Source organism: Actinomycetospora lemnae (assembly GCF_028737315.1).
Lineage (GTDB): Bacteria > Actinomycetota > Actinomycetes > Mycobacteriales > Pseudonocardiaceae > Actinomycetospora > Actinomycetospora lemnae.
The window spans coordinates 111,468-136,074 of record NZ_JAQZAO010000003.1; the positions used below are offsets into that span (position 1 = coordinate 111,468).

20 protein-coding genes and 2 tRNA genes are annotated in these 24,607 nt (G+C 75.6%); 13 read left to right on the plus strand and 9 right to left on the minus strand.

Features of this window, described 5'->3' with window-relative positions; translation table 11 throughout:
* Positions 1-22: 22 nt before the first annotated feature.
* From PGB27_RS07420 to PGB27_RS07430, 3 genes are read right to left on the minus strand one after another with little or no spacing between them, the layout of a single operon-like run.
* Positions 23-3,445 carry a proline dehydrogenase family protein gene (locus PGB27_RS07420; RefSeq protein WP_274199730.1) on the minus strand — a complete coding sequence of 1,141 codons (3,423 nt, stop codon included), beginning with the start codon at positions 3,443-3,445 and terminating at the stop codon, positions 23-25.
* A 53-nt stretch (positions 3,446-3,498) separates the two neighbouring features.
* Positions 3,499-4,347 carry an ABC transporter permease gene (locus PGB27_RS07425; protein WP_274199731.1) on the minus strand — a complete coding sequence of 283 codons (849 nt, stop codon included), beginning with the start codon at positions 4,345-4,347 and terminating at the stop codon, positions 3,499-3,501.
* Positions 4,344-5,315, minus strand: coding sequence for an ATP-binding cassette domain-containing protein (locus tag PGB27_RS07430; protein WP_274199732.1), 972 nt, complete (start codon positions 5,313-5,315; stop codon positions 4,344-4,346). The genes PGB27_RS07425 and PGB27_RS07430 overlap by 4 nt, the downstream gene beginning before the upstream one ends.
* A gap of 93 nt (positions 5,316-5,408) precedes the next feature.
* Between PGB27_RS07430 and PGB27_RS07435 the strand changes: the two genes are divergently transcribed.
* The 3 genes from PGB27_RS07435 (at position 5,409) to PGB27_RS07445 (ending at position 8,381) form a co-directional block, all read left to right on the plus strand.
* Positions 5,409-7,523, plus strand: coding sequence for an ATP-dependent DNA helicase UvrD2 (locus PGB27_RS07435; RefSeq protein WP_274199733.1), 2,115 nt, complete (start codon positions 5,409-5,411; stop codon positions 7,521-7,523).
* 164 nt (positions 7,524-7,687) lie between these two features.
* Positions 7,688-7,888: a hypothetical protein gene (locus PGB27_RS07440; protein WP_274199734.1), complete on the plus strand. Its 201-nt coding sequence runs from the start codon at positions 7,688-7,690 to the stop codon at positions 7,886-7,888.
* Positions 7,889-8,081: 193 nt separating this feature from the next.
* Entirely contained in the window at positions 8,082-8,381 is a 300-nt protein-coding gene (locus tag PGB27_RS07445) for a WhiB family transcriptional regulator (RefSeq protein ID WP_274200126.1), read from the plus strand.
* A 119-nt stretch (positions 8,382-8,500) separates the two neighbouring features.
* Here the strand turns inward: PGB27_RS07445 and PGB27_RS07450 are convergent, their stop codons facing one another.
* Entirely contained in the window at positions 8,501-9,814 is a 1,314-nt protein-coding gene (locus PGB27_RS07450) for an ABC1 kinase family protein (protein WP_274199735.1), read from the minus strand.
* A 43-nt stretch (positions 9,815-9,857) separates the two neighbouring features.
* Positions 9,858-10,952 (minus strand): hypothetical protein, encoded by a 1,095-nt coding sequence (locus PGB27_RS07455; protein WP_274199736.1) that lies wholly within the window; start codon positions 10,950-10,952, stop codon positions 9,858-9,860.
* 54 nt (positions 10,953-11,006) lie between these two features.
* On the opposite strand from PGB27_RS07455, the gene PGB27_RS07460 reads away from it, so the two are divergent.
* The gene (locus PGB27_RS07460) at positions 11,007-11,597 is read left to right on the plus strand and encodes a M48 metallopeptidase family protein (RefSeq protein WP_274199737.1); all 591 of its coding nucleotides are present in this window, start codon (positions 11,007-11,009) and stop codon (positions 11,595-11,597) included.
* Here the strand turns inward: PGB27_RS07460 and PGB27_RS07465 are convergent.
* A complete protein-coding gene (locus PGB27_RS07465) occupies positions 11,594-13,099 on the minus strand; it encodes a zinc-dependent metalloprotease (RefSeq protein WP_274199738.1) in 1,506 nt (501 codons plus the stop codon). The genes PGB27_RS07460 and PGB27_RS07465 overlap by 4 nt on opposite strands.
* A 139-nt stretch (positions 13,100-13,238) precedes the next feature.
* On the opposite strand from PGB27_RS07465, the gene PGB27_RS07470 reads away from it, so the two are divergent.
* The 4 genes from PGB27_RS07470 to PGB27_RS07485 all read left to right on the plus strand — a co-directional run bounded on the left by PGB27_RS07470 (position 13,239) and on the right by PGB27_RS07485 (position 17,796).
* Positions 13,239-14,282 carry a YlbL family protein gene (locus PGB27_RS07470; protein ID WP_274199739.1) on the plus strand — a complete coding sequence of 348 codons (1,044 nt, stop codon included), beginning with the start codon at positions 13,239-13,241 and terminating at the stop codon, positions 14,280-14,282.
* Positions 14,283-14,477: 195 nt separating this feature from the next.
* Complete coding sequence (locus tag PGB27_RS07475; protein WP_274199740.1) at positions 14,478-17,504, plus strand: UPF0182 family membrane protein; 3,027 nt, start codon at positions 14,478-14,480, stop codon at positions 17,502-17,504.
* An 83-nt stretch (positions 17,505-17,587) separates the two neighbouring features.
* Positions 17,588-17,661, plus strand: a tRNA-Met gene (locus tag PGB27_RS07480).
* 61 nt (positions 17,662-17,722) lie between these two features.
* Positions 17,723-17,796, plus strand: a tRNA-Met gene (locus PGB27_RS07485).
* Positions 17,797-17,856: 60 nt separating this feature from the next.
* Here the strand turns inward: PGB27_RS07485 and PGB27_RS07490 are convergent.
* Entirely contained in the window at positions 17,857-18,222 is a 366-nt protein-coding gene (locus PGB27_RS07490; protein WP_274199741.1) for a DUF952 domain-containing protein, read from the minus strand.
* 1 nt (position 18,223) lies between these two features.
* Positions 18,224-18,784 (minus strand): GNAT family N-acetyltransferase, encoded by a 561-nt coding sequence (locus PGB27_RS07495; RefSeq protein ID WP_274199742.1) that lies wholly within the window; start codon positions 18,782-18,784, stop codon positions 18,224-18,226.
* A 143-nt stretch (positions 18,785-18,927) separates the two neighbouring features.
* Between PGB27_RS07495 and PGB27_RS07500 the strand changes: the two genes are divergently transcribed.
* A complete protein-coding gene (locus PGB27_RS07500; protein WP_274199743.1) occupies positions 18,928-19,212 on the plus strand; it encodes a YggT family protein in 285 nt (94 codons plus the stop codon).
* Between the two features lie 135 nt (positions 19,213-19,347).
* Complete coding sequence (locus PGB27_RS07505) at positions 19,348-19,947, plus strand: class I SAM-dependent methyltransferase (RefSeq protein ID WP_274199744.1); 600 nt, start codon at positions 19,348-19,350, stop codon at positions 19,945-19,947.
* A gap of 3 nt (positions 19,948-19,950) precedes the next feature.
* Here the strand turns inward: PGB27_RS07505 and PGB27_RS07510 are convergent, their stop codons facing one another.
* Positions 19,951-20,889, minus strand: coding sequence for an alpha/beta fold hydrolase (locus tag PGB27_RS07510; protein WP_274199745.1), 939 nt, complete (start codon positions 20,887-20,889; stop codon positions 19,951-19,953).
* A gap of 112 nt (positions 20,890-21,001) precedes the next feature.
* On the opposite strand from PGB27_RS07510, the gene PGB27_RS07515 reads away from it, so the two are divergent.
* The 3 genes from PGB27_RS07515 (at position 21,002) to PGB27_RS07525 (ending at position 24,606) form a co-directional block, all read left to right on the plus strand.
* Complete coding sequence (locus PGB27_RS07515) at positions 21,002-22,222, plus strand: glycoside hydrolase family 3 N-terminal domain-containing protein (RefSeq protein WP_274199746.1); 1,221 nt, start codon at positions 21,002-21,004, stop codon at positions 22,220-22,222.
* A 67-nt stretch (positions 22,223-22,289) separates the two neighbouring features.
* Complete coding sequence (locus tag PGB27_RS07520; RefSeq protein WP_274199747.1) at positions 22,290-23,462, plus strand: acyl-CoA dehydrogenase family protein; 1,173 nt, start codon at positions 22,290-22,292, stop codon at positions 23,460-23,462.
* Between the two features lie 25 nt (positions 23,463-23,487).
* A complete protein-coding gene (locus PGB27_RS07525) occupies positions 23,488-24,606 on the plus strand; it encodes an acyl-CoA dehydrogenase family protein (protein ID WP_274199748.1) in 1,119 nt (372 codons plus the stop codon).
* The last annotated feature ends 1 nt before the right edge of the window (position 24,607 follow it).

Below are 24,607 nucleotides of genomic sequence, written 5' to 3' on the forward strand. Positions count from 1 at the left end.
CCGTACAACGCGCGGCGGCGGCTCACGCTTCCACGTGGCCGAACCGGTGACGGGTCACACTGACCGCCTGCTCGCGCAGCACGGTCAGCATCTCCCGCCGCCCGTCGGCCACCACGGGGGCCTCGACCAGCGACGACCCGGCCTCGGCGGCCGCCCGCCGGAGCTCGTCCGACGGCGTGCCGACGACACGGAGACGCTCGCCGGGCCGGGGCGGCCCGTCGAGCTCGTGCACCGGCACGCCCGCGCAGGCCGCGGCGAGGCGCACGCGCAGCACGTCGCGGGGGCGCGCGTCGGGCCCGACGACCAGCCGCAGCGCGGGCAGCGGCCGGTACCGGAAGATGTTCGCCTCCACGCGCAGCCCGGTCGGGTCGTGCTCGACGGAGAACTCGTCGCGCCACGCCGCGGCGTCCGACCCGGCGGCGGCGCGCAGCCAGGTCAGGTCGTCGGGGCCGAAGTCCGGGGCGGCGGTGGCGAGCAGCTCGGCCGCGGCGGCCTCGAGCGGCGCCGACGGCAGCGCGTCGAGGGGGCCGTCGTGCCACGTCCCGAACTGCGCGACGTAGTTCGGCCCGCCCGGCTTCGCCCCGGGCCCCACGACCGAGCCCTTCCAGCCCCCGAACGACTGCCGCTGCACGATCGCGCCGGTGATGTGGCGGTTGACGTAGGCGTTGCCGACCTCGACGCGCTCCGTCCAGTGCTCGATCTCGTCCGGGTCGAGGGCGTGCAGGCCCCCGGTCAGGCCGTAGCCGGTGGCGTTCTGCAGCGCGATCGCCTCGTCGAGGTCCGCCGCGTGCAGGAGCCCCAGCACCGGGCCGAAGCACTCCGTGAGGTGGAACCACGACCCGGGCGCCACGGGCTCCTTCACGCCGGGCGTCCAGAGCGTCGGGCCGAGCTGCCGCGGCTCGACGAGCCAGCGCTCACCCGCATCGAGGCGGGTCAACGCCCGCTCGAGCTTCGCGTCCGGCGGCCCGATGAGGGGGCCCATCGTCGTCGAGGGGTCGCTGCCGTGGCCCACGCGCAGGGTGCGGACGGCGTCGACGAGCTGGCGGTGGAACCGCGCCCCGGCCGCCGTGCGCGACGATCGCATCGACCCGACGAGGATCGCCAGCGACGCCGCCGAGCACTTCTGCCCGGCGTGCCCGAAGGCCGAGCGCACGAGGTCGGCGACGGCGAGGTCCGGGTCGGCACTGGGCGTGATGACCAGGGCGTTCTTGCCGCTCGTCTCGGCGACCAGCCGCAGGTCGGGGCGCCACGACCGGAACAGCGCCGCGGTCTCCGACGCCCCGGTGAGCACGACGTGATCGACCGCGGGGTGCGTGACGAGGCGCCGCCCGGCCGTGTCGTCCGTGGAGCCCTCCGCGGTGTGGACGAGCTGCAGCGCGTCGGCGGGGATGCCGCCCCGGTGCAGGGCCGCGACACCCACCTCCGCGCAGGCGCGCACCTGCGGCGCCGGCTTGATCACCACCGACGCCCCGGCCGCCAGCGCCGCGACGCAGCCGCCCAGGGGGATGGCGATCGGGAAGTTCCAGGGTGGGGTCACGACGACGACCCGGTCCGGGGTGAAGGGCGCGCCGTCCCGACGGGTCGAGCTCCGCTGCGCTGCGTCTCCCGTCAGGTCCTCGGCCCGGTCCGCGTAGTACGCCGCGAAGTCGATCGCCTCGGAGATCTCGGGGTCGGCCTCGGCGATGGTCTTGCCCGCCTCACCGACCATGACCGTCAGCAGCTCGCCCCGGGCCGCGGCGAGCGCCCGCGCGGCGTCCCGCAGCACGGCGGCGCGCTCGGGGCCCGGCCGCGCGCCCCAGCTCGACGCTGCGGCGCGCTCGACGACCGTGTCGACCGCGGCCGGGTCGGTGATCTCCGGCTCGCGCGCGGGCGGGGCGGGGGTCGTGATCGCCCTGCGCGCCCACGCGCGGTTGGCGGGCAGCGAGGGGTCGGTGTCGGGCTCGTTGCGGAACCGGCGGGACACGGAGCGATCAGGGGAGCACGCCGACAGGGGAGCTGGACCATCGGATGCCGGGAGGTGCGGGCGCTCGGTGCTGCGGTCCTGCGTGCGCCGCGGGCTCGCCGACACCGCGTCGCGGTCGCGCACCGAGGCGCGGAACCGGTCGACGTACGAGGTCACCCCGGCGTCGGAGAACAGCGCGTACAGGTAGTTCTCCGGCGAGGCGTTCTCCTCGAGCCGGCGCACGAGGTAGGAGACGGCGGCGTCGAAGTCGCCCGCGTGCACCACGGGCGTGTAGAGCACGAGCTGTTCCGACACGTCGCGCGCGACCACCCGCGCCTGCGCCGGCGCCATGCCCTGCAGCATCTCGACGTCGATCTGCCGCTCCGCGCCGCGCGCGGCCGCGAGCTCGACGGCCAGGGCCAGGTGGTGCAGGTGGTGGCTCGCGACGCCGAGGCGCAGCGCGTCGACGAGGTCGCCGCCGATCGCGCGGTCGAGCAGCCGGACGTAGTTGGCGTCGACCTCGGCCTTGGTCGTGTACGGCGCCTGCGGCCAGTCGTGCAGCTCGGCGTCGACCTGCTCCATCGCGAGGTTCGCGCCCTTGACCAGCCGCACCTTGATCGGCGCGCCGCCCGCGGCCACGCGGCGGCGGGCGAACCCGGCGAGCTCGGTGAGCGCGCCGAGCGCGTCGGGGAGGTAGGCCTGGAGCACGATGCCGGCCGGCACGCCCTCGAGCCCCGGCCGCGAGAGCAGCGCGGTGAACACGGCGACGGTCAGGTCGAGGTCCTTGTACTCCTCCATGTCGAGGTTGACGAAGGACCCGGTGTCCCGGGCGAGCTCGAAGAGCGGCACCAGGCGCTCGACGAGCCGGTCGCGGCTGCCCTCGAGGTCCCACGGCACGAGCTGGCTCGCCACCGACGACGCCTTGACCGACACGTAGTCGACGTCGTCGCGGCGCAGCAGCTCCATCGTGCGCTCGAGGCGCCGGTCGGCCTCGTCCTCGCCGAGCACGGCCTCGCCGAGCAGGTTGAGGTTGAGCCGGAAGCCCTCCTCGCGCGCCTGCGCCAGCCGCCGGGTCAGCCCCCGCCCGCCGGCCCGGCCGTCGAGGGAGACGATGAGATGCCCGACGAGCGCCCGCAGCCGCCGCCGCGCCAGCGGCACCACGACCCGCGGCGCGCGTGGTGCCGCCAGCGCCCCGGCCCGCAGCAGCGCCCGGTCGCGGCCCTCCATGAACGCCGGCAGCGGCGCCCGCGGCCCCGCCAGCCGGGCGAGCTCCCGCGCGGCGACCTCGTCGTCCTCGGGGCGGGCGACGCGGTCGACGAAGCGCAGCGTGAAGTCGACGCCCGCCGGGTCGTGCATGAGCGCGGCGAGCTGCGCCGACGGTCCCGACTGCTCGGCCGCCGACCCGGCCCGCGCCCACTGGTCGGCACGGACGACGGCTCGCTCGACGAGGTCGTCGGGAATCCCGCCGGCCTCGAGGGTGGGGCGCACGAGCTGCTCGGTCATGCCTCCATCGTGGCCCTCGGGAGCCCGGGCGTCGCGTGCGGCGACCGTCGACCTCAGACCCGCGTGCGCAGGGCCCACACCGCCAGCGGCCCGAACACCGCGGCGAACGCGACGCCCCACAGCAGCGTCGCGATCGCGTTGGCCGCCACCGGACCGCCGACGAGCAGCCCGCGCAGCGCGTCGGCCATCCGCGTCACGGGGTTGATCGCCACCCACGCCTGCAACCAGCCCGGCATCGTCTGGGTCGGCGCGAAGGCGTTGCTCGCGAAGGTGAGCGGGAAGAGCACGGTGAAGCCGTAGATCTGCACCTTCTCCGGGTCGCGCGCCAGCACCCCGAGCAGCACCGACGTCCACGAGAACGCCAGCGTGAACGCCACGAGCAGCCCGAACGCGGCGAGCACGGCGACCGGGCTCGTCGTGATCCGGAAGCCGAGCACCACCCCGACCACGAGCAGCACCACCAGCGACCACAGCTGGCGCACCACGTCGCCGACGATGCGCCCCGACAGCGGCGCGGACCGGGCGATCGGCAGGCTGCGGAAGCGGTCGAACGTGCCCTTCTGCAGGTCGGTCGCCAGCCCGGTGGCCGTGTAGATCGTCAGGAACAGCGCGTTCTGCGCGATGAGCCCGCCGAGCGCGAACTGCAGGTAGGCGTCGGCGGAGCCGTAGATCGCGCCGCCGAACACGAACGTGAACAGCAGCACGAACATGATCGGCTGGATCGACAGGTCGAGCAGCTCGGACGGGTTGTGCTTGATCTGCACGAGGCTGCGCCACGCCATGGTCAGCGACTGGCTCGCCCACTGCGCGGGCGTCACCCGGCGCGGCGCCGCCGGTGCGCCGAGGTCGGTGTCGGCGGGTCGGGCCGGGTCCGTGCGGTCGGCCGTGCGGTCGAGGGTCACGCCGTCTCCCGGGTGTCGAGGGCTTCGTCGGTGGGCTCGACCGCGCGGTGGCCCGTGAGCGCCAGGAACACCTCGTCGAGGGTCGCCCGGCGCAGGGTGAGCTCGGCGAGGCGCACGCCGACGTCGTCGAGGCGGCGCACGACCGCGGGCATGAGCGCCTCGTCGGGCGCGGCGACGGCGACCGTGCCGTGCTCGACGGTCGGCGTCGCCCCGGCCAGCTCGCCCGCGACGCGCTCCACCACCGCGAGCTGCTCGGCGCGCGCCGGGCGCATCTGCAGCACCGCGGCCCCGGCGCGCGCCTTGAGGTCGTCGGGCGTGCCCGTCGCCACGACCGTGCCGCGGTCGATGACGACGATGTCGTCGGCGAGCTGGTCGGCCTCGTCGAGGTACTGCGTGGTCAGCAGCACCGTCACGCCCTCGCCGACGAGCGAGCGGACCATGTCCCAGAGCTCGTTGCGGCTCGCCGGGTCGAGCCCCGTGGTCGGCTCGTCGAGGAAGAGGATGCGCGGGCGCCCGACCAGCGACGCGGCGAGGTCGAGCCGGCGGCGCATGCCGCCCGAGTAGGTGCGCGCCGCGCGCCCGCCGGCCTCGGTGAGCCCGAACTGCTCGAGCAGCTCGGCGGCCCGCCGCCGCGACGCGGCCCGCGGGAGCCCGAGCAGGCGGGCGATGAGCACGAGGTTCTCCGTGCCGGTCAGCGCCTCGTCGACCCCGGCGTACTGCCCGGTGAGCCCGATGAGCGAGCGCACCCGGTGGGGCTCGGCGACGACGTCGTACCCGCCGACCAGGGCCCGCCCCTCGTCGGGCGCCAGCAGCGTCGCGAGCACGCGCGTCGCCGTGGTCTTGCCCGCGCCGTTGGGGCCGAGCACACCGAGGACCGTGCCCTCGGCGGCCGACAGGCTCGCGCCCGCGAGCGCGGTGGTGGCGCCGAAGCGCTTGACGAGACCCTCGGCCTCGATGGCTGGTGGCACTCCTCCACCGTGGCAGAGGGGTCCGACAGTCGTCGTGGAGATTTCGGAGGAGTCCCGCCCCTCGCTGTCGGTCCGGGTTGAGACCATGGGGTCGTGGGTGGCGGCGACGGGAGCAGGGCGACGACGGGGCTCGACCCCGAGCAGCGCGCGGCGGTCCTCGCGCCCCGGGGCCCGGTCTGCGTGCTCGCGGGCGCGGGCACGGGCAAGACCCGCACGATCACCCGCCGCATCGCCCACCTCGTCTCCGCCGGGCACGTCCGGTCGGGCCAGGTCCTGGCCGTCACGTTCACCGCGCGGGCGGCGGGCGAGATGCGCACGCGCCTGCGCGACCTCGGCGTCGGCGGGTCCGGTCAGCCGCCGGTCCAGGCGCGCACGTTCCACGCCGCGGCGCTGCGCCAGCTGCGCTACTTCTGGCCGCGCGTCGTCGGGGGCGCGCCGTGGGAGGTGCTCGAGGGCAAGCTGCGCCTCGTCGGCCAGGCCGCCCAGCGCGCCGGGGCGCCGACCACGCGCGAGTCCCTGCGCGACCTCGCCGGCGAGATCGAGTGGGCCAAGGCCTCGCTGGTCCCCGCGTCCGACTACGCCGCCGCGGCGGGCAAGGCCGCCCGCGACGTCCCGGCGCCGGTGGAGCAGGTCACGGCGGTGTACGAGACCTACGAGGCGCTGAAGAACCGCGCCGAGGTCCTCGACTTCGACGACCTCCTGCTGCACACCGCGGCCGCGCTCGAGGAGCACCCCGAGGTCGCCCACGAGTTCCACGAGCGCTACCGCTGCTTCGTCGTCGACGAGTTCCAGGACGTCACGCCGGCCCAGCACCGCCTGCTGCGGGCCTGGCTGGGCGGCCGCGACGACCTCACCGTCGTCGGCGACGCCAACCAGACGATCTACTCGTTCGCCGGCGCCAGCCCGTCGTACCTGCTCGACTTCCCGCGCGTCTTCCCCGAGGCCACGGTCGTGCGCCTCGTGCGCGACTACCGCTCCACCCCGCAGGTCGTGTCGGCGGCGAACACGGTGATCGGCGCCGCCCGTGGGCGCGCGGCAGGGTCGCGGCTGCGCCTCGAGGGCCAGCGCCCGCCCGGCCCCGCCCCGGACTTCGCCGAGCACGACGACGAACCCGCCGAGGCCGCGGCCGTCGCGAGCGCGATCCGCGAGCTGATCGACGAGGGCGTGGCGCCGGCGGAGATCGCGGTGCTCTACCGGGTCAACGCGCAGTCGGAGGTCTACGAGACGGCGCTGGGCGACGCCGGCATCGCCTACCAGGTCCGCGGCGGCGAGCGCTTCTTCCAGCGCACCGAGGTCCGCACGGCCGTCGCCGCGCTGCGCACCGCCGCGACGCGCGCGCCCGAGGACGCGCGGGGTGCCGGCATGGTCACGCTCGTGCGCGCGGTGCTCGGCGAGCAGGGGCTCACCGAGGAGCCCCCCGCCGGCGCGGCCGGGCAGGGGGCGGCGCGCCAGCGGTGGGAGTCGCTGCGCGCGCTCGCCGAGCTCGCCGAGGAGCTCGTCGCGGCCGTCCCCGACGCCGACCTCGCCGCGTTCCTCGCCGAGCTCACCACCCGCGCGCAGGCCCAGCACCCGCCGACCGTGCAGGGCGTCACGCTCTCGTCCCTGCACGCCGCCAAGGGCCTCGAGTGGGACGCGGTGTTCCTCGTCGGGCTCACCGACGGCACGCTGCCGATCCAGCACGCCGACGGGGACGACGACGCGGTCGAGGAGGAGCGCCGGCTGTTCTACGTGGGCGTGACGCGGGCGCGCGTGCACCTGCGCCTGTCGTGGGCGCTCTCGCGCAACGCCGGCGGGCGGCGCTCGCGGCGGCGCAGCCGCTTCCTCTACGGCCTCGTGCCCGAGGAGCACCCGGCCGCCCGCGTACCCACCGGGCGCGGCGAGAACGGGGGGTCGCGGGGCAAGCCGACGTGCCGGCTGTGCGGCAAGCCGCTCGGCGACCCGGGGTCGGCCAAGCTCGGCCGCTGCAGCACCCACCCCTCCGACGTCGACGAGTCGCTGCTCGAGGCCCTCAAGGCCTGGCGCTCGGCGGAGGCGAAACAGCGGTCGGTGCCGGCCTACGTCGTGTTCACCGACGCGACGCTCATCGCGCTGGCCGAGCAGCGCCCGCACGACCCGTCGGGTCTCGTCGCCATCCCCGGCATCGGGTCCTCGAAGCTCGAGCGCTACGGCGCGGACGTGCTGACCCTGGTGCGCGAGCACGCGTCGTAGGCCGGTCGTCGCTCGCCGGTGACCGGACGGGAGATCGCCGGAGAATCTTCCGGAAAATGCGTTGCCCCGGTTCGCGGGGCACCCCTACGGTCGATCACACACCGGCGCACGAGGCTGCCGGTCGGGCACACGCCACGTGGAGACCAGGAAGGGGGCTCGTGACGATGGACATCGTGACTCTCGCGGGCACCGGTCGCCACGTCGCGAGCTGGCGCTCGAGCACGGACGCGAGGCCGTTGGTCGGCATCGCCGCCGTGTGCGAGCAGCCGGGGATGCCGCAGGAGCTGCGCCCCCGCCGCCAGAACGATCTCCGCTTCCCGACCGCCCCGCAGCGATCGTCCGCGCCCTCGCGGTGGAGTCCCTGATCTAGGACACCACCGGACACCACGAGGCCGCGGACCCGCACCAGGGACCCGCGGCCTCCGTCGTCTCACGCCACGACGGATCCTCCGCGGCTCCCGGCCCCCGCCGACCGCCCACCGGAGGTAGACCGTGTCCCCCGCCGGACTCGCCGTCCCGACCGCCCCCGAGACCGGACCCGAGACCCTCGACGTCGACCTGTTCGACGCCCTGACCACCGTCGACCTCCCCTGCCGGCTCGCCGACGAGGACCTGTGGTTCTCCGACCTCCCGGCCGACCTCGAACGGGCCAAGCTGCTCTGCGGCGACTGCCCCGTGCGGCGGGCCTGCCTCGCCGGCGCGCTCGAGCGGCGGGAGTACTGCGGCGTGTGGGGCGGCGAGATCTTCGACCGGGGTGCCGTCATCGCCCGGAAGAAGCCGCGGGGCCGGCCGTCCAAGGCCGACCTCGCCCGCGACGCGGAGCTCGCCGCGGCCCGGGCCGCCGCCGGCGTCGCCTGACCCCCCGAGACCCACCCGGTCTCCCGGACCCCACGAGGGGGAGAGGGGGGCCCGGTGCGCCCTGGTCGACACCGGCGTGCGCACCGGGCCCCGGAGGAGGGCCGGCCGGCTCCGCGGGCTCAGCGCGCGAAGCCCGGCTGCCACTCCTCGAAGACGCCGCGCAGCGGGATCTCCGCGTCGAGCTGGCACAGCACCGCCACCGACGCGAGCGTCACGCGGTGCACGAGCAGGTACTGCGGGGGCAGGTTCAGCCCGCGCCCGGTGGTGAACTCCGGCCGCCGCAGGTCGCCGAGCCGGTCGGCCTGCCCCCGCAGCCATGCACGCGTGAAGTGGAACTTCTCGGTGCGCAGCGGGTCGGTGAGCGGCCCGAGGTACGCGATCGCCTCGTCGGGGCTCATGTCGACGCCGGGCAGGACGAAGTTCAGCGCGCGCAGCAGCTCGAGCAGCTCGTCGGCCCGGTCCTCGACCGCCAGGCGCAGCATCTCGCCGAGCTCGCGCGGCAGGCCGTCGGGCAGGCGCGCGACGGCCCCGAAGTCGATCACGCAGAGCCGGCCGTCGGGCAGGAGCTGGAAGTTGCCCGGGTGCGGGTCGGCGTGCAGCAGCCCCACGCGCGCGGGCGAGGAGAAGTGGAAGCGCGAGAGCAGCAGGCCGACGCGGTCGCGCTCCTTGGGCTCGCCCGTGCGGATGATCGCCGACAGGGGCGTCCCGCTGATCCACTCCGAGACCATCGCCTTCGGCGCCGACGCCACCACCCGCGGCACGACGACGTGCTCGTCGCCGTCGTAGGCCGCGGCGAACGCGCGCTGCGCGTCGGCCTCGTCGCGGTAGTCGAGCTCCTCGGCCATCCGGTCGCGGAGCTCCGCCAGCAGCGGCTTGATCTCCATGCCCGGCACGAGCGGCTGCACCATGCGGCTGAAGCGCTGCAGCTGGCGCAGGTCGGCCATGACGGCCTCCTGCGCGCCCGGGTACTGGACCTTGACCGCCACGTCGCGGCCGTCGTGCCACACCGCGCGGTGCACCTGGCCGATGCTCGCCGCGGCGGCCGGGGTGTCGTCGAACTCGCGGAAGCGCTCGCGCCACCCGCGCCCGAACTGCTCGGCGAGCACGCGGTGGGTGCGGGCGGTCGGCATCGGCGGCGCCGCGGTCTGCAGCCGGGTCAGCGCCTCGCGGTAGGGCTCGGCGAGCTCGTCGGGCACCGCGGCCTCGAACACCGACAGGGCCTGGCCGAACTTCATGGCCCCGCCCTTGAGCTCGCCGAGCACGGCGAAGAGCTGCTCGGCACCGCGCCGCGCGACGTCGGCGGAGATCTGACCCTGGTCGCCCCCGGCGAGGCGCCGACCCCAGCCGGCGGCGGTGCGGGAGGCGAAGCCCAACGGCAGCGAGGCCAGCCGCGCCGACCGCTGGACCGACCGGCGGGGGATGTCATCGGTCACGAGGACGATTCTCCCCCTCGCCGGGAGTGACGGCGCGATCAGGTCACGCCGCCCCGGTCGTCACGGGCCCGCCCGGTTCCGTGACCAGGACCGTCGCCCCGGACGTGATGTCGCGCCCACCGGTCCCGGCCCGCCGGGGACGCAGCGCGTCGCAGCCGCACCCGGGGTGCCGGCGCACGGGACGGGCGTCGCGGGCGCCGTCCGGCCCGAGCGCGAGGACCACGCCGCGCGTGACGGCGGGGCCGCCGTCGAGGACCGCGAGGACCTCGGTGACGGCCACCGCCGCCGTGGCCGCCGCGAGCGCGACGGGCACCACGGCCCGGTGCGCCGCGAGCTCGGCGGCCACCCGCGGCCAGGCGGCGTCGTCGTCGGTGCGGGCGAGGTCGTCGCAGCGCAGGCACGGTGTCGCGCCGGGCAGCACGAGCGGGCCCACCCACCCCGTGCCGTCCTCGGCGGCCACGGGCAGGTGCGCGCGCCCGTCGAGGACCAGCCGGTGCGCGGCCAGCGCGTCGGGCCGCGCGCCCTCGGCGAGCACGACGAGGTCGGCCCGCGCCGCGAGCCACCGCCGCGCGGGGGGCGTGCCCGGCGGCGGGGGAGCGAGCGCGGACCGGGCGACCGCGTCCTGCGCGGCCGCCTGCGCCGGGCGGCCGACGTCGGCGGCGAGCAGGCCGGTGCCGAGGTCGTCCCGTGTGACGACGCCCCCGGCCTCGACGAGCACCCGCCCGACGCCGGCCGCGGCGAGCAGCGACGCGATCGCCACCCCGACCCGCCCGGCGCCGCGGACGACGACGCGGCGGTCGGTCGGCGCCGCGGCGGGCGCGGCGAGCAGGCCCGCGGCGTGCAGGCGGTCGAGCAGGGCCTGCGCGGCCGCGGGGGAGGAGCCGGCGGCCACGGCCTCGGCGAGCACGCGCGCGACCGGGCGGGTGCCGTCGAGGGTCGCGACCATGCGCGCGAGCGGCGGGGTGAGGCCGTCGACGACGAGGACGTCGGGCGCGCCGGCGCCGAACTGCAGGACGCCGGCCGACCGGTGCAGCGCGGGACGGCGCAGGCGGGGCCGGTCGGGGAGGGGCCGGTCGGGGAGGGGCCGGTCGGGGAGGGGCGGGATCGGGGTGAGGGACGTGACGGGAGCTGGGAGCACACCTGCTTCGACGCACCGGCGACCCGTCCGGATCCGACTCCTACCCTCGGTGACGTGGCGGACACGCAGCCGGAGGTGGAGGTGCGCCGCAGCGCGCGACGGCGGCGCACGGTGGCGTGGCGGCGGGAGGGCGAGAAGGTCGTCGTGCAGATCCCGGCGTCGATGTCGCGGGCCGAGGAACGGCGCTGGGTCGACGAGGCGCTGCGCCGGCTCGAGCGGGCCGACACCCGCCGCCGTCCCGGGCGCCGGGCGGGCGACGCGGACCTCGCCGCGCGCGCCGACCGCCTCGCCCGCGCCCACCTCGACCCCATCGCCCCCGACGGCGCCTGGCCCCGCCCGGCGTCGGTGCGCTGGACGAGGCCCATGCGCACGCGCTGGGCGTCGTGCACGCCGACCGAGGGCACGATCCGGATGTCCGAGCGGCTGCGCGACGTGCCGGGCTGGGTGCTCGACCACGTCCTCGTGCACGAGCTCGTGCACCTGCGCGAGCCGCACCACGGCCCGGCCTTCCGCGCCGCCGAGGCCGCCTACCCGCGCAGCGAGCGGGCGATCGGCTACCTCGAGGGCCTCGCCGCGGGCGCCGGGCTGCCGATCACCGACACCGACGGCGACCCCGACGACCCCGAGGAGCCCGACGAGGACTAGCTGCTCTTGCCCTCGTCGTCCGGCTCCTCCCCGGACCGGCCCGACTCGCCGGACCGGTCGCGCGCCTCCTGCTCGGCCTTCATCTCGGCCTCGAGGCGGGCGAGCGGGTCGTCGAGGTCGGTGAAGCTCTCGCCCGTCCCCGCCTCGCTCGCCGAGCCTCCGGAACCCGAGCCTCCGGAACCCGAGCCCTCGGCACCCTCGACGCCCTTGCGGCGCCCGACGAACGCGGACGGGTCGTCGAGGTCGTCGGCGGTCGGCATGAGGTCGGGGTGGGCCCACACGGCGTCGCGGCCCTCGATGCCGCGCTCGTCGGTGAGGCGGCGCCACAGGGCGGCGGCGTCGCGCAGGCGGCGCGGACGCAGCTCGAGCCCGACGAGCGTGGCGAACGTCTGCTCGGCCGGCCCGCCGGAGGCCCGCCGGCGGCGCAGCGTCTCGCCGAGGGCGACGGCGCCGGGCAGGCGGTCGCCCACCGCGTCGGCGACGACGACGTCGACCCAGCCCTCGACCAGCGCGAGCAGCGTCTCGAGGCGGCGCAGCGCCGCCTTCTGCGACTCGGTGGTCTGCGGCTCGAACATCCCCGAGCTCATGAGCTCCTGCAGCGACGCCGGGTTGGTGGGGTCGACCTCGCGGGCGAGCTCCTCCATCCGCGAGGTGTCGATGTGGATGCCGCGCGCGAACTCCTCGACGGTGGCGAGCAGCCGCTGGCGCAGCCACGGGACGTGCCCGAACAGGCGCTGGTGGGCTGCCTCGCGCGCGGCGAGGAAGACGAGCACCTCGCCGGCCGGGCGGTCGAGCCCCTCGGTGAAGGTCGCGATGGCGGCGGGCAGCAGCGCCGCGGTGCCCTCCGGTCCGAGCGGCAGGCCGACGTCGCTGGAGGTCAGCACCTCCTTGGCGAGCTGCGCGAGGCCCGCGCCGAGCTGCGAGCCGAAGGCCATGCCGCCGACCTGCGAGATCATGCCGAGCATCGGCCCGGCCATCTGGCGGGCCTCCTCGGGCAGGCCCTCGACCCAGGCGCCCGCGACGCGCTGCGCCACCGGGTCGCACAGCCGCTGCCAGGTCGGCATCGTCGTGTCGATCCACTGGGCCGGCGACCACACGGCGACCTGCGAGGCGCCCGAGGGCAGCGTCGTGGCGTCCTCGAGCCACAGCTCGGCGAGGCGCACGGACTCCTCCGCGGCGCGCTGCTGCTCGGCCGTCGGGGCCACCCCGCCCTCCGCACCGAGCTGCTGGTGCGCCATCTGCGTCGCCAGCTTGTAGTTCACCGGGCCCTCGGCGCCCGGGCCGGACGACTGGCTGAGCATCTGTCCCAGCTGGGTGAGCATCTGCCCGAGCTGGCCCATGTCGAACCCGCCGGGCCCGCCGGCGCCGCCCGGCAGACCGCCCATGTTCATGCCGGGCAGGCCGAATCCGAAGCCCGCGCCGCCCGCACCGCCCCCGGGACCGGAACGGCGGGACTCGTCGTCGGGATCGGAGGGCCCGAAGCCGAAGGGCAGGTCACTCATGGTGTCGACGGTACGCGGGTACGACGTGCCGCGGGGGTGTGCGCGCACGCCCACGGCGAACACCCAGGAGACTCCCAGGAACCGGCGAGGAGCGTCCCCGCCCGGCCCACCCCGCCCCCGGTCACTACCCTGTGTCGCCGTGACCCGGTTGCGCGCGACCCTCGCGCTCGGACTCGTCCTGGCCGGGGTGCTGGGGCTGCTGGGCGCGACGGTCCGGGTGCCGTTCGTGGCGCTGGGCGACGGTCCCACGTTCGACGTCCTCGGCAGCGGGCAGGACGGCCGCACGGTCGTCGACGTGACCGGTCCGGTGCCCGTCTACCCCACGTCCGGGCAGTTGCGGATGACCACCGTGGCGGTGACGACGCAGGTCACGCTGTTCGGCGCCATGGCGATGTGGGCGTCGGGCGAGGAGCAGGTCCTGCCGCGCGAGTCGGTCTACCCGCCGGGGCGCTCCAGCGAGCAGGTCGACCAGGAGAACACCCGCCAGTTCGCGCAGTCCGAGACCGACGCCGAGGCCGCGGCGCTGCGCCACCTCGGCTACCCGACGGCCGTGCAGGTCGGCTCGGTGCTCGACCGGTCGCCCTCGGCGGGGCTGCTCTCGCCCGGCGACCGGATCGTCGCCGTCGACGGGCGCCCGGTGACGACGCCGCAGGAGGTCGTCGACGCGCTCGCGCCGACCCGTCCGGGCCAGCCGGTCACCGTCACGGTGCAGCGCGGCCCGCTGGGCAACCCGGGCCCGCCCACCGACGTCACCGTCGTCGCGGCCGCCCGCCCCGACGGCGACCCGCGCGGCTTCCTCGGCGTCACCCCGACCAACATCGTCGACTCCCCGGTGGACGTCCGCATCAGCCTCGGCGACATCGGCGGCCCGTCGGCCGGGCTGGTGTTCGCGTCGGCGATCGTCGACAAGCTGACCCCCGGCGACCTCACCGGCGGCCACGTCGTCGCCGGCACCGGCACGATCGACGCCACCGGCCGCGTCGGGGACATCGGCGGCATCCGCTTCAAGATGGACGCCGCGCGCCACGACGGCGCCGAGGTCTTCCTCGTCCCGGCGGGCAACTGTGCCGAGGCGGTCGCCGAGGCACCCGAAGGGCTGACGCTCGCGCGGGTGGGGACGCTCGCCGAGGGGATCGCCGCCCTGGAGGCCGTGCGCGAGGGACGCCCGCCCGCTCCCTGCTGACGCGGCGACGTCCCAGGTGACGTCCCCGGTGGGGCCGCGCCCGAGGGGCGGGATCCGCTCCCTCCGTCCCCGAGCAGGGCGCGAGGGATCCGGACATGCCGGGCCACGGCAACCCCACACCGTGTTCGTAGAGTGGCGGGCGCACGCCCGGGTTCGCCCGCGCGGAAGAACCACGTCTGGCAGGAGTGTGACCCCGTGGCCAACCGGCCCCCGACCGCGACGCCCCAGCTGTCGCGACGGACGAAGACGCTGCTGATCGTCGGCGCGGTGGCGCTCGTCGTCCTGCTCGGCGGTGCCCGGCTCGTCGACGTCTACGTCGACTGGGCCTGGTTCGGGGAGGTCGGCTTCCGGGGCGTCTTCACGACGATCCTGTGGACCCGCGTCCTGCAGTTCGTCGTCGCCGCCGTGCTCATGGGCGGGCTGCTCGCGCTGAACCTCGTCATCGCCTACCGGGTGCGGCCGGTGTTCGTGCCGGTCGCGGGCGCCGGCGCCGCCGACGACCCGGTGGCGCGCTACCGCACCGTGGTGCTCTCGCGGCCGCGCTGGTTCGCGATCGGCATCCCCGCCGTCGTCGCGCTCATCGCCGGGCTCTCGGCGCAGGCCGACTGGCAGACCGTCCAGCTCTTCCTGAACTCGACGCCGTTCGGCGTCGCCGACCCGGTCTTCGGCCACGACATCGCGTTCTACGTCTTCCAGCTGCCGTTCTACCGCTGGCTGCTGAGCTGGCTGTTCGTCGCGATCGCCGTGAGCTTCGTGGCCGCGCTCATCGCGCACTACCTCTTCGGCGGCATCCGCCTCGCCGGGCGCAACGGCGCCGTCGCGCCGCCCGCCCGCGCGCACCTCGCCGTGCTCGCCGGCACGTTCGTGCTGCTCAAGGCCGTCGCCTACTTCTTCGACCGCTACGAGCTGCTCTTCTCCGACCGCAAGGCGGCCGAGGGCGGCGCCAACTTCTTCGGCGCCACCTACACCGACCTCAACGCGGCGATGCCGGCCAAGCTCATCCTGCTGATCATCGCGGTGATCTGCGCCGCGGCGTTCTTCTCCGCGGTCGTGCTGCGCAACCTGCAGATCCCGGCGATCGCGCTGGCGCTGCTGGTGCTCTCCAGCGTGCTGGTCGGCGCGGCCTGGCCCGCGGTGCTCGAGCAGGTCTCGGTGCGCCCGAACGCGATCGACCGCGAGGCGCAGTCGATCTCCTGGAACATCGCCGCCACCCGCCAGGCCTTCGGGCTCGGCAACGTCGGCGTCGTGCCCTACGCGCCCCAGGTCGCCTCGGCGGCGGGCAACGCCGCGGTCCCCCCGCAGGACGTCGCCAACAGCCAGGCGACGCTGAACAACATCCGCATCCAGGACCCGTCCCGGCTGAACCGCACCTTCGCGGTGCAGCAGCAGCTGACGAACTTCTACGCGTTCGCGCCCCAGCTCGACATCGACCGGTACACGGTCAACGGGCAGCGTCAGGACTTCGTGCTGGCGGCCCGTGAGATCAACCCCGACGCGCTGATCGGCAACCAGCAGGACTGGATCAACCGCCACCTCGTCTACACCCACGGCCAGGGCATCGTCTCGGCGCCGGCGGATCGGGTGAACGTCCCCAGCAACGCCGAGGCGAGCCAGGGCGGCCTGCCCGAGTTCTCCGTCAGCGACTCGAGCAACCCCGGGCCGTTCGGCCTGAGCCCCGACGGCGCGCGCATTTACTACGGCGAGTTCGTCGGCGGCACCGACGACTACGCGATCGTCGGCGGCAACCCCGGCTCGGCGCCCCGGGAGTTCGACGGCCCCGGACGCCCGGCCAACGCCTACACGGGGCCCGGCGGCGTGCCGCTGGGCAACTGGGCGCAGCGCCTGGTCTTCGCCGCCGCCTACGGTGAGCGGAACATCCTGTTCAACGGCTCGATCGGCTCCGACTCGCGGATCATGTACAACCGCACGCCGGTCGAGCGGGTGGAGAAGGTCGCGCCGTGGCTGCGCACCGACGTCGACCCGTACCCCGCGGTGGTCGACGGCCGCCTGCAGTGGATCGTCGACGGCTACACGACGCTGCCGCGCTACCCGTACGCCCAGCAGGTCGGCCTCGGACAGGCCACGAGCGACTCGCTGCGCCCCGCCGGCTCGCCCGGCTCGGTGGGCTACATGCGCAACTCGGTGAAGGCCACCGTCGACGCCTACAGCGGCGAGGTCCGGATCTACCAGGTCGACGAGCAGGACCCGGTGCTGCGCACCTGGATGGGGGCCTTCCCGGGCGTGGTGCGGCCGGCCGCCGAGATCTCGCCGAGCCTGCGGGCCCACTTCCGCTACCCGGAGGAGATCTTCAAGGTCCAGCGTGACCTGCTCACCCGGTACCACGTCGAGAACCCCCGGGACTTCTTCTCCACCCAGAACTTCTGGACCGTGCCGGAGGACCCCACCCGCGAGGCGAACGCCGCGATCCCGCCGTACTACCTGCTCGCGGGTGACCCGCGGCCCGGAGCGGCGCCGGACACGCAGTTCCAGATCACGAGCACCCTGCTCGCGCTGTCGCGGCCGAACCTCTCGGCGTACCTGTCGGTGAGCTCGGAGCCCGAGACCTACGGTCAGATGACGGTCCTCGAGCTACCGGCCCAGCTCACCGGCGACCAGCGCGGCCCGCAGGGCCCCCAGCAGGTCCAGGCCGAGCTGCTGACCAGCAACTCGGTCAACCAGGGGCTGTTCCCGCTGCGCCAGTCCGGGACCCCGGTGCAGGTGCAGTACGGCAACCTGCTGACGCTGCCCGTCGCGGGCGGGCTGCTCTACGTCGAGCCGATCTACGTCGAGCGCAACGCGCAGACGTCGTTCCCGCAGCTGTTCGGCGTCATCGCCCGGTTCAACAACGGGGACATCGGCTACGCGCCGACGCTGCAGGGTGCGCTGCAGGCCGCGTTCCAGGGCGTCCCCCTGCCGCCGGGGCTCACGGTCCCGGGGCTCGGGTCGACCCAGCAGGCGCCGACGGGGCCGACCCCCGGCGCCAACACCGGAGGTGGGCCGCTGCCGAGCGGCGCGCCGGGGCAGGCGCTGAGCCCCGAGCTCTCGGAGGCCGTGACGGCGATGAACGACGCCCTCGACCGCCTGGCCCAGGCGCAGGCGGCTCGCGACTTCCGGGGCATCGGTGACGCCGAGGCCGCCCTGGACTCCGCGATCCAGCGCTTCCGGGCGGCCACGGGAGCCTCGCCGGCCACGCCCGCGCAAGGGGCGACCGCCGGGGGCTGACGGCCCCGCCGACCGGACGCCGGCGCCCACCCCCCTCCGCGGAGCGGGGTGGGCGCCGGTGTACTGTTGGAGACACAACGCAGCGCGGGGTGGAGCAGCTCGGTAGCTCGCTGGGCTCATAACCCAGAGGTCACAGGTTCGAATCCTGTCCCCGCTACGACACCGTCGCCGGAGGCTCTCCGGACGACGGGATCCCCAGCCCAGGGCCACGGGCACGGCGCGGGGTGGAGCAGCTCGGTAGCTCGCTGGGCTCATAACCCAGAGGTCACAGGTTCGAATCCTGTCCCCGCTACGCGCGACACGGCCCCCGACCGATCCGGTCGGGGGCCGTCGTCGTTCCCGGGGTCGTTCCTCAGGGCGCCGCGATGCCCTCCGGCGGGCGGAAGCTCCCGTCCGTCTCGGCCACGAGCGGGTGCACGGCCACGACGGCGTCGAGGGGCAGCGGGCCGTAGACGTGCGGGAACCACGGGCCCCGCGGGTCCTCCGTCCCGCCGGCACCGACGCCGGGCTCCCAGCGCACCGGGACGTCCAGCCGCGCGGGGTCGACGACGAGCACCACGACGTCGGTGCGGCCCGCGAAGAGCCGGGCGGCCGGGAGGTGCACGGTGCCCGGGTCCGAGCAGTGCACGAACCCCACCTCGTCGAGCGACGGCGGCCGGCGCGCCCCGTCGCGGCGCAGGGCCTCGAGCTCGTCACGCGTGCAGAGGTGCAGGATCACGTCAGCGCGTGGGCGAGGGGGCGCGCATCGGCCGGTGGGACTCCCAGCGCCACACCTTGCCGCGCCGCGCCCCGCCGGGGCCCTGCTCGTCGCGCCGCCGGGACTGCACGCGCACCAGGCCGTTCGCGGTCAGCACGCTGGCCGCCGGGGCCCGCTCGGGCAGGGTGTGGGCGACGACCGTCTGCACCGCCGGGTCGGCGAACGCGCGGGCGACCAGGGCGCGGGTCATCGCCGTCGCCCAGCCGCGGCCCTCGAACGGCGGGAAGGTCCAGAACGCGATCTCGACGCGCCCGCCGCGCAGGGGCCCGCGGAACCCGCAGGTGCCGACGACCTGGTGGTCGCGGGGATCGACGGCCAGGAACGTGCAGGGCTCGATGGAGGCGTGGGGGAGGCCGCCGGCGGGGGTGTCGCACGCCGCCGGGGCGCCGAACGGCTCCTCGTCGGGACCCTCGCTGCGCAGCACGGCGTCGACCAGCGGCTCGACCCCCACCGTGCGCAGCTCCGCGAGACCGGGTGCGCCGGGGCCCGTCAGCCGCTCGTCGACGGGCACCAGGACGACCACCGGACCTCCACCCGTCGAAGCGACCACCATCGAGGCAGCGGGGCTGACGGTAGCCAATCGTCCGAGCGCGCAGGAGCCACCCCTCGGGAACGCGCGACGAGGGCCGTGACCGGCGACCCCGACACATCAGGCACTCTGGAGGCATGGAGCTCGCCCGCCTGCTCGTGTACTACGCGCTGTTCGTGCTGTGGCTGTTCATCGTGGGCCGGCTCGTGGTCGAGATCGTGCGCAGCTTCGCGCGCGACTGGCGTCCGGCCGGGGGCACCGCAGCCGGGCTCGAGGTGCTCTTCATGGTGACCGACCCGCCGGTCAAGTTGCTGCGCCGGCTCATCCCCGCGGTCCGGATCGGGAACATCAGCCTGGATCTGTCGATCATGATCCTGCTGCTGGTGACCTTCATCCTCATGCGCGTGGTCGACCCGCGCTGAGCCGTTCCCCTGAGCCGTTCCCCTGAGCCGTTCCGCGGCGTCCCCCGCCTGTTCCGTCGGCCCCGCGCGCGCCGTTGCCCACACGGTGCCCCTTCGAGTGGGCGACCCACCCCCGGAGCTGCCACTGTGTCCCGCGTGAGTCCTGTGCGCGACCTCCTCACCTTCGTGACCTCGGCCGTCCGTTCCCCGGCCGTCATCGGCGCCGTCGCGCCCAGCGGGCGGGCGCTGTCCGACCTGCTCGCCTCCGTCGCCCCGGCCGAGGGACAGCCGACGGTGGTCGAGCTCGGGCCCGGGACGGGCGTCGTGAGCGCCGCCCTGCGCCGCCGCCTGCCCACGGGCGCGCGGCACATCGCCGTCGAGATCGACCCGGGGATGGTCGAGCACCTGCGCCGCACGCGGCCGTGGCTCGAGGTCATCCAGGGCGACGCCGCCGACCTGCAGAAGCTGCTCGCCGACGCCGGGGTCGACCGCGTCGACGCCGTCATCAGCGGGCTGCCGTGGACGCTGTTCCCGGAGTCGGCGCAGCGCGGGATCATCGACCAGGTCACGCGCGTGCTCGCCCCCGGCGCGACGTTCACCACGTTCGCCTACAGCCACGTGCGGCGCTTCCCCACCCAGCGCCGGTTCCGCGGGGTGCTCGAGGAGGCGTTCACCGAGGTGACCGTCACCCCGACCGTGTGGCGCAACCTGCCCCCGGCGCTGGCCTACCAGTGCCGGCACCCGCGGTCGGCCTGACGCTCACCCCGTCCGGCGCGCCGCCACCCGCGGACCGAGGCTCGCGACCGACAGCTCGCCGGGCTCGGTGGCGTCGCAGAACTCGGTGAGCAGGCCGGCGAAGCGAGCGGGCTCGTCGCAGTGCGGGAAGTGCCCCGCCCGGTCGAAGATCTCGAGACGGCCGTGCGGCACGAGCCCCGCCGCGCGCCGGGCGTGCCCGACCGGGATGACCGGGTCCCGCGCACCCCAGACGATCATCGTCGGCAGGCCCTCGGTGAGGTAGAGGCGGTCGGTGCCGCTGACGCGCTGGCCCCACGGCCCGATGACGGCCCGGACCGTGTCGACGAACGCGTCGAGGTGCGCGCGCTCGGTGAGCGACGCGGCGTGGCGGGCGGTCTCGCGCAGCGACACCGAGTCCTCGCCGAACGACGGCAGGGCCGCGGCGAGGCGCAGGCCCCGCACGCCGAGGGCGAGCACGCCGGTGGACGCGAGCACCGGCAGGACGTACTCCGCGCCCGGCAGCGAGGCCAGGCGCAGCAGCGGGCTGACCCCGCGCCCCAGCCCGCCCGACGACACGAGGACGAGCCGCGAGCACATCTCGGGGAACTGGTACGCGAACTGCATCGCCACCCCGCCGCCGAGCGAGTGCCCGACGACCGTGACCCGCCGGTGCCCGAGCACCGCGAGCAGGTCGCGCAGCCCGTTGGCGTAGGCGCCGAGGGAGTAGTCGCCGCCGACGCCCGCCGACTCGCCGTGGCCGAGCAGCTCGGGGGCCAGCAGCAGCCGGTCGCAGCCCGAGCGCTCGAAGGCCTGCAGCACCGGGGCCCAGGTCTCGGCGCTGCCCGCGATGCCGTGGACGAGGACGACGACCTCCGGATCCCCGTCGCCGGTGACCTCCGGGCACGCCTCGACGTAGGACATCTGCTGGCCGTGCAGCGTGCGGGTCCGGCGCGTGGCGGTCATCGTTCGCCATCCTGTCCTGCTCGGGGGCCGACGGCACGGTCGACCTCGGATCCCCGACGACCTCGGAGGCCTTACCGGTGCCCACCCGACCACACGGCACAATCCCGTCACGATGCCCGGTGCCCGACGCCTCCCCGTCCTCGCCGCCGCCGCGACGCTCGTGACCGCCCTGGCGCTGGCCGCCTGCGGCGAGCCGGCGCCCGGCCCCGCCCCGACGTCGGGCGGGCGCTCCGCCGCCCCCTCGGCCGCCCCCTCCGCCGCCGGACCGGAGGCGGCGCCGGGGACCGCGCCCGACCCCGCCGCGAGCTGCGTCCAGGGCACCCTCGACCGGCTCGACACGCGGCAGCGCGCCGCGCAGCTGATCATGGCCGGGGTGCCGGCGGACGGGCTGACCGCGGACGGGCGCGAGGCCCTGGCCGCCGGCGCGGGCGGGGTGATCCTCACCGACGCGGCGGGCGGGGAGGCCTCGGCCGCCCAGGTCGCGGCGACCACGCGTGAGGTGCAGGACGCTGCGCGCGTGCCGGTGACGATCGCGACCGACCAGGAGGGCGGCAAGGTCCAGGACCTGGCGGGGGCCGGGTTCACGCGCATCCCGTCCGCGTCGGTGCAGGGCCGCGACGTCGCCGGCCTGCGGTCCGACGCCGAGAGCTGGGCCCGCGAGATGGCCGAGGCCGGGGTGACGCTCGACCTCGCGCCCGTCGCCGACGTCGTCGACCCCGCCCTCGGTGACGCCAACGAGCCCGTCGGCGCGCTCGACCGCGGGTTCGGCACCGACCCGGCGCGCGTCGGGCGGGCGGTCGCGGCGTTCGTCGAGGGGATGGACGCGGGCGGCGTCGACAGCACCCTCAAGCACTTCCCGGGCCTGGGGCGCGTGCGCGAGAACACCGACTTCGCCGGCGCCGCGGACACGCGCACCACGGTCGACGACCCGGGACTCGCCTCGTTCCGCGCCGGGATCGCGGCCGGTGCGCCCGTGGTGATGATGTCCTCGGCGGTCTACGCCCGCATCGACCCCGACGAGCGCGCCCTGTTCTCCCGCACGGTCGTCACCGACCTGCTGCGGGGGCGGCTCGGCTTCGACGGCGTCGTGACCACCGACGACGTCGGCGCCGCCCGGGCGGTCGCCGACGTGCCCGTGGGCCAGCGGGCCGTGCGTTTCGTCGCCGCCGGCGGCGACCAGGTGCTCACCATCGAGCCCGACGACGTCGGGCCCATGGTCGACGCGCTGGTCGACGAGGCCGCCGACCCGGCCTTCGCCGCGCGCATCGACGAGAGCGCCCGGCGGGTCCTGGCCCTCAAGGCCGACCGCGGCGTCCTGCGCTGCGCCCCCTGACCGCCCCCCTCCTACCGGTGGGTAGCCGGCTCTGCGGCCGTCGGTGGGCCGTGCCAGAGTGACGCCCGTGGACCTGACCTACACCGCCGAGGAGGAGCAGTTCCGCGCCGAGCTGCGGGACTGGCTCGCGGGGAGCATCCCGCCGGAGTGGGCCGAGCCCGGCTTCTGGCGCTCGCTCGACGACGACGAGTCGTTCCGGCTGCGTCGCGAGTGGGAGGCCGCGAAGACCGCGGCCGGCTTCTCGGGCATCCAGTGGCCGACGGAGTACGGCGGCCGCGGCGGCACGCCGGGCATGAAGGCCATCTACGACGAGGAGACGGTGCGGGCGCACGCCCCGCAGACCGTCAACGTGCTGGGTCTGACCTTCCTCGCGCCCACCGTCATGGCCATCGGCACGCCGGAGCAGAAGTCCGAGATCATCGGGCCGATGCTGCGCAACGAGGTCATCTGGTGCCAGGGCTTCTCCGAGCCCGGCGCCGGGTCGGACCTCGCGGCGGTGTCGACGCGGGGCGTGCGCGACGGCGACGACTTCGTGGTCAACGGCCAGAAGATCTGGACCACCAACGCGATGCACGGCGACAAGATCTTCACGCTCGTGCGCACCGAGCCCGGCTCGGAGCGGCACAAGGGCCTGTCGATGATGCTGATCGACATGCACCAGCCGGGCGTGGAGGCCCGCCCGCTCAAGCAGATGAGCGGGGCCAGCGAGTTCGGCGAGGTGTTCTTCACCGACGCGCGCGTCCCCGTGAAGGACTGCCTGGGCGAGATCGGCCAGGGCTGGCGCACGGCGATGCTGCTGCTGTCGTTCGAGCGCGGCGCCTCGGGCGTCGGGCAGTACACCGAGTTCCGGCGGCAGTACGACGAGATCGTCGAGCAGATGCGCCGCTTCGGGCGCTCGGACGACCCGGTGGCCCGCCAGAAGATGGCGAACTGCCTGGTCGAGCTCGAGTGCCTGCGCTACCACGCGATGCACATCCTCACGCAGGTCGAGCAGGGCCGGGACCTGGGCGCCGAGTCCTCGATGACCAAGCTGCAGTGGTCGGAGACGTTCCAGGACCTGTGGGAGGCCTTCGACGACGTCCTCGGCCCCGAGGCGTCGCTCGAGCGCCCGCGCCCGGACGTCGACCTCACGCCGTACCAGGCCCAGGCCATGTGGTCGCGGTCGGTCACCATCTGGGGCGGCTCGTCCCAGGTCCAGCGCAACATCGTCGCCGAGCGCGTGCTCGGCCTGCCACGGTAGAGAAACGGTAGAGGAGCCCCCGCCCGTGTTCTTCGCGCTGACCGAGGACCAGCAGGCGTTCGCCGCCACCGTCCGCGAGTTCGTCGCCGACCGCTTCGACCTCGACGCCGTGCGCGCCGTCGTCGAGGACCCCGACGGCGACGGCCACCCGATGACGCTGTGGAAGGGCCTCGCCGACCAGGGCGCCCTCGCCGTGCTCGTGCCCGAGGAGCACGACGGCCTGGGCCTCGGGCTGCTCGACGCGCAGGTCGTGGCCCGCGAGCTCGGCGCCGCCGTCGCGCCCGGGCCCTGGACCACCACCGTGCTCGCCGCCGAGGCCCTGCGCCTCGCCGGCTCGCCCGCCCAGCAGGCCGCCTGGCTGCCGGCCCTCGCCGCCGGCGAGACCGTCGGCACCGTCGCGCTGCGCGGCGAGGCGGGATCGTGGGACGGGCGCAGCGGGCGCGGCATCACCGTCGACGCCTCCGGCGAGCGGCTCTCCGGCACGGCCTCGCCCGTCGACTACCCGGCGGTCGCGGGCCTGTTCGTCGTCGCCGCCACCGACGCCGACGGCGCGCCCGGGCTCTACCTGGTCGAGGCCGGGGCCGAGGGCCTGTCGGTGCGCGACCAGCGCACCTACGACGGCACCGCCCGGGTCGGTGCGGTCGAGCTCGCCGACACCCCGGGCGAACTGCTCACGGGCGGGACGCTCTCCGGCGGCGAGGCCGTCGGCGCGGTGACCGCCCGGGGCGCCGTGCTCACGGCGGCGGACCTCGTGGGTGTCGCCCGCGAGGCGCTCACCCGCACCGTCGACTACGACCGCGACCGCAAGCAGTTCGGCGCGCCGGTCGGGTCGTTCCAGGCGATCAAGCACACGATGGCCGACCTGCACGTCGGCGTGACGATGGCCGAGCACGCGGTGCTCTTCGCCGCGCACGCGCTGGACACGGACGACCCCGGCGCGGACATCGCGGTCGCCGTGGCCAAGGCGAAGGCGTCGGACGCGGCGTGGGCGGCCACCGGCGCGATGATCCAGTTCTTCGGCGGCATCGGCTTCACCTGGGAGCACGAGGCGCACTTCTTCTACAAGCGCGCCCGCCGCCGGGCCCCGTTGTTCGGATCCGCCGACGAGCACCGCGAGCGGCTGGCGGCGCTCACCATCGACTGAC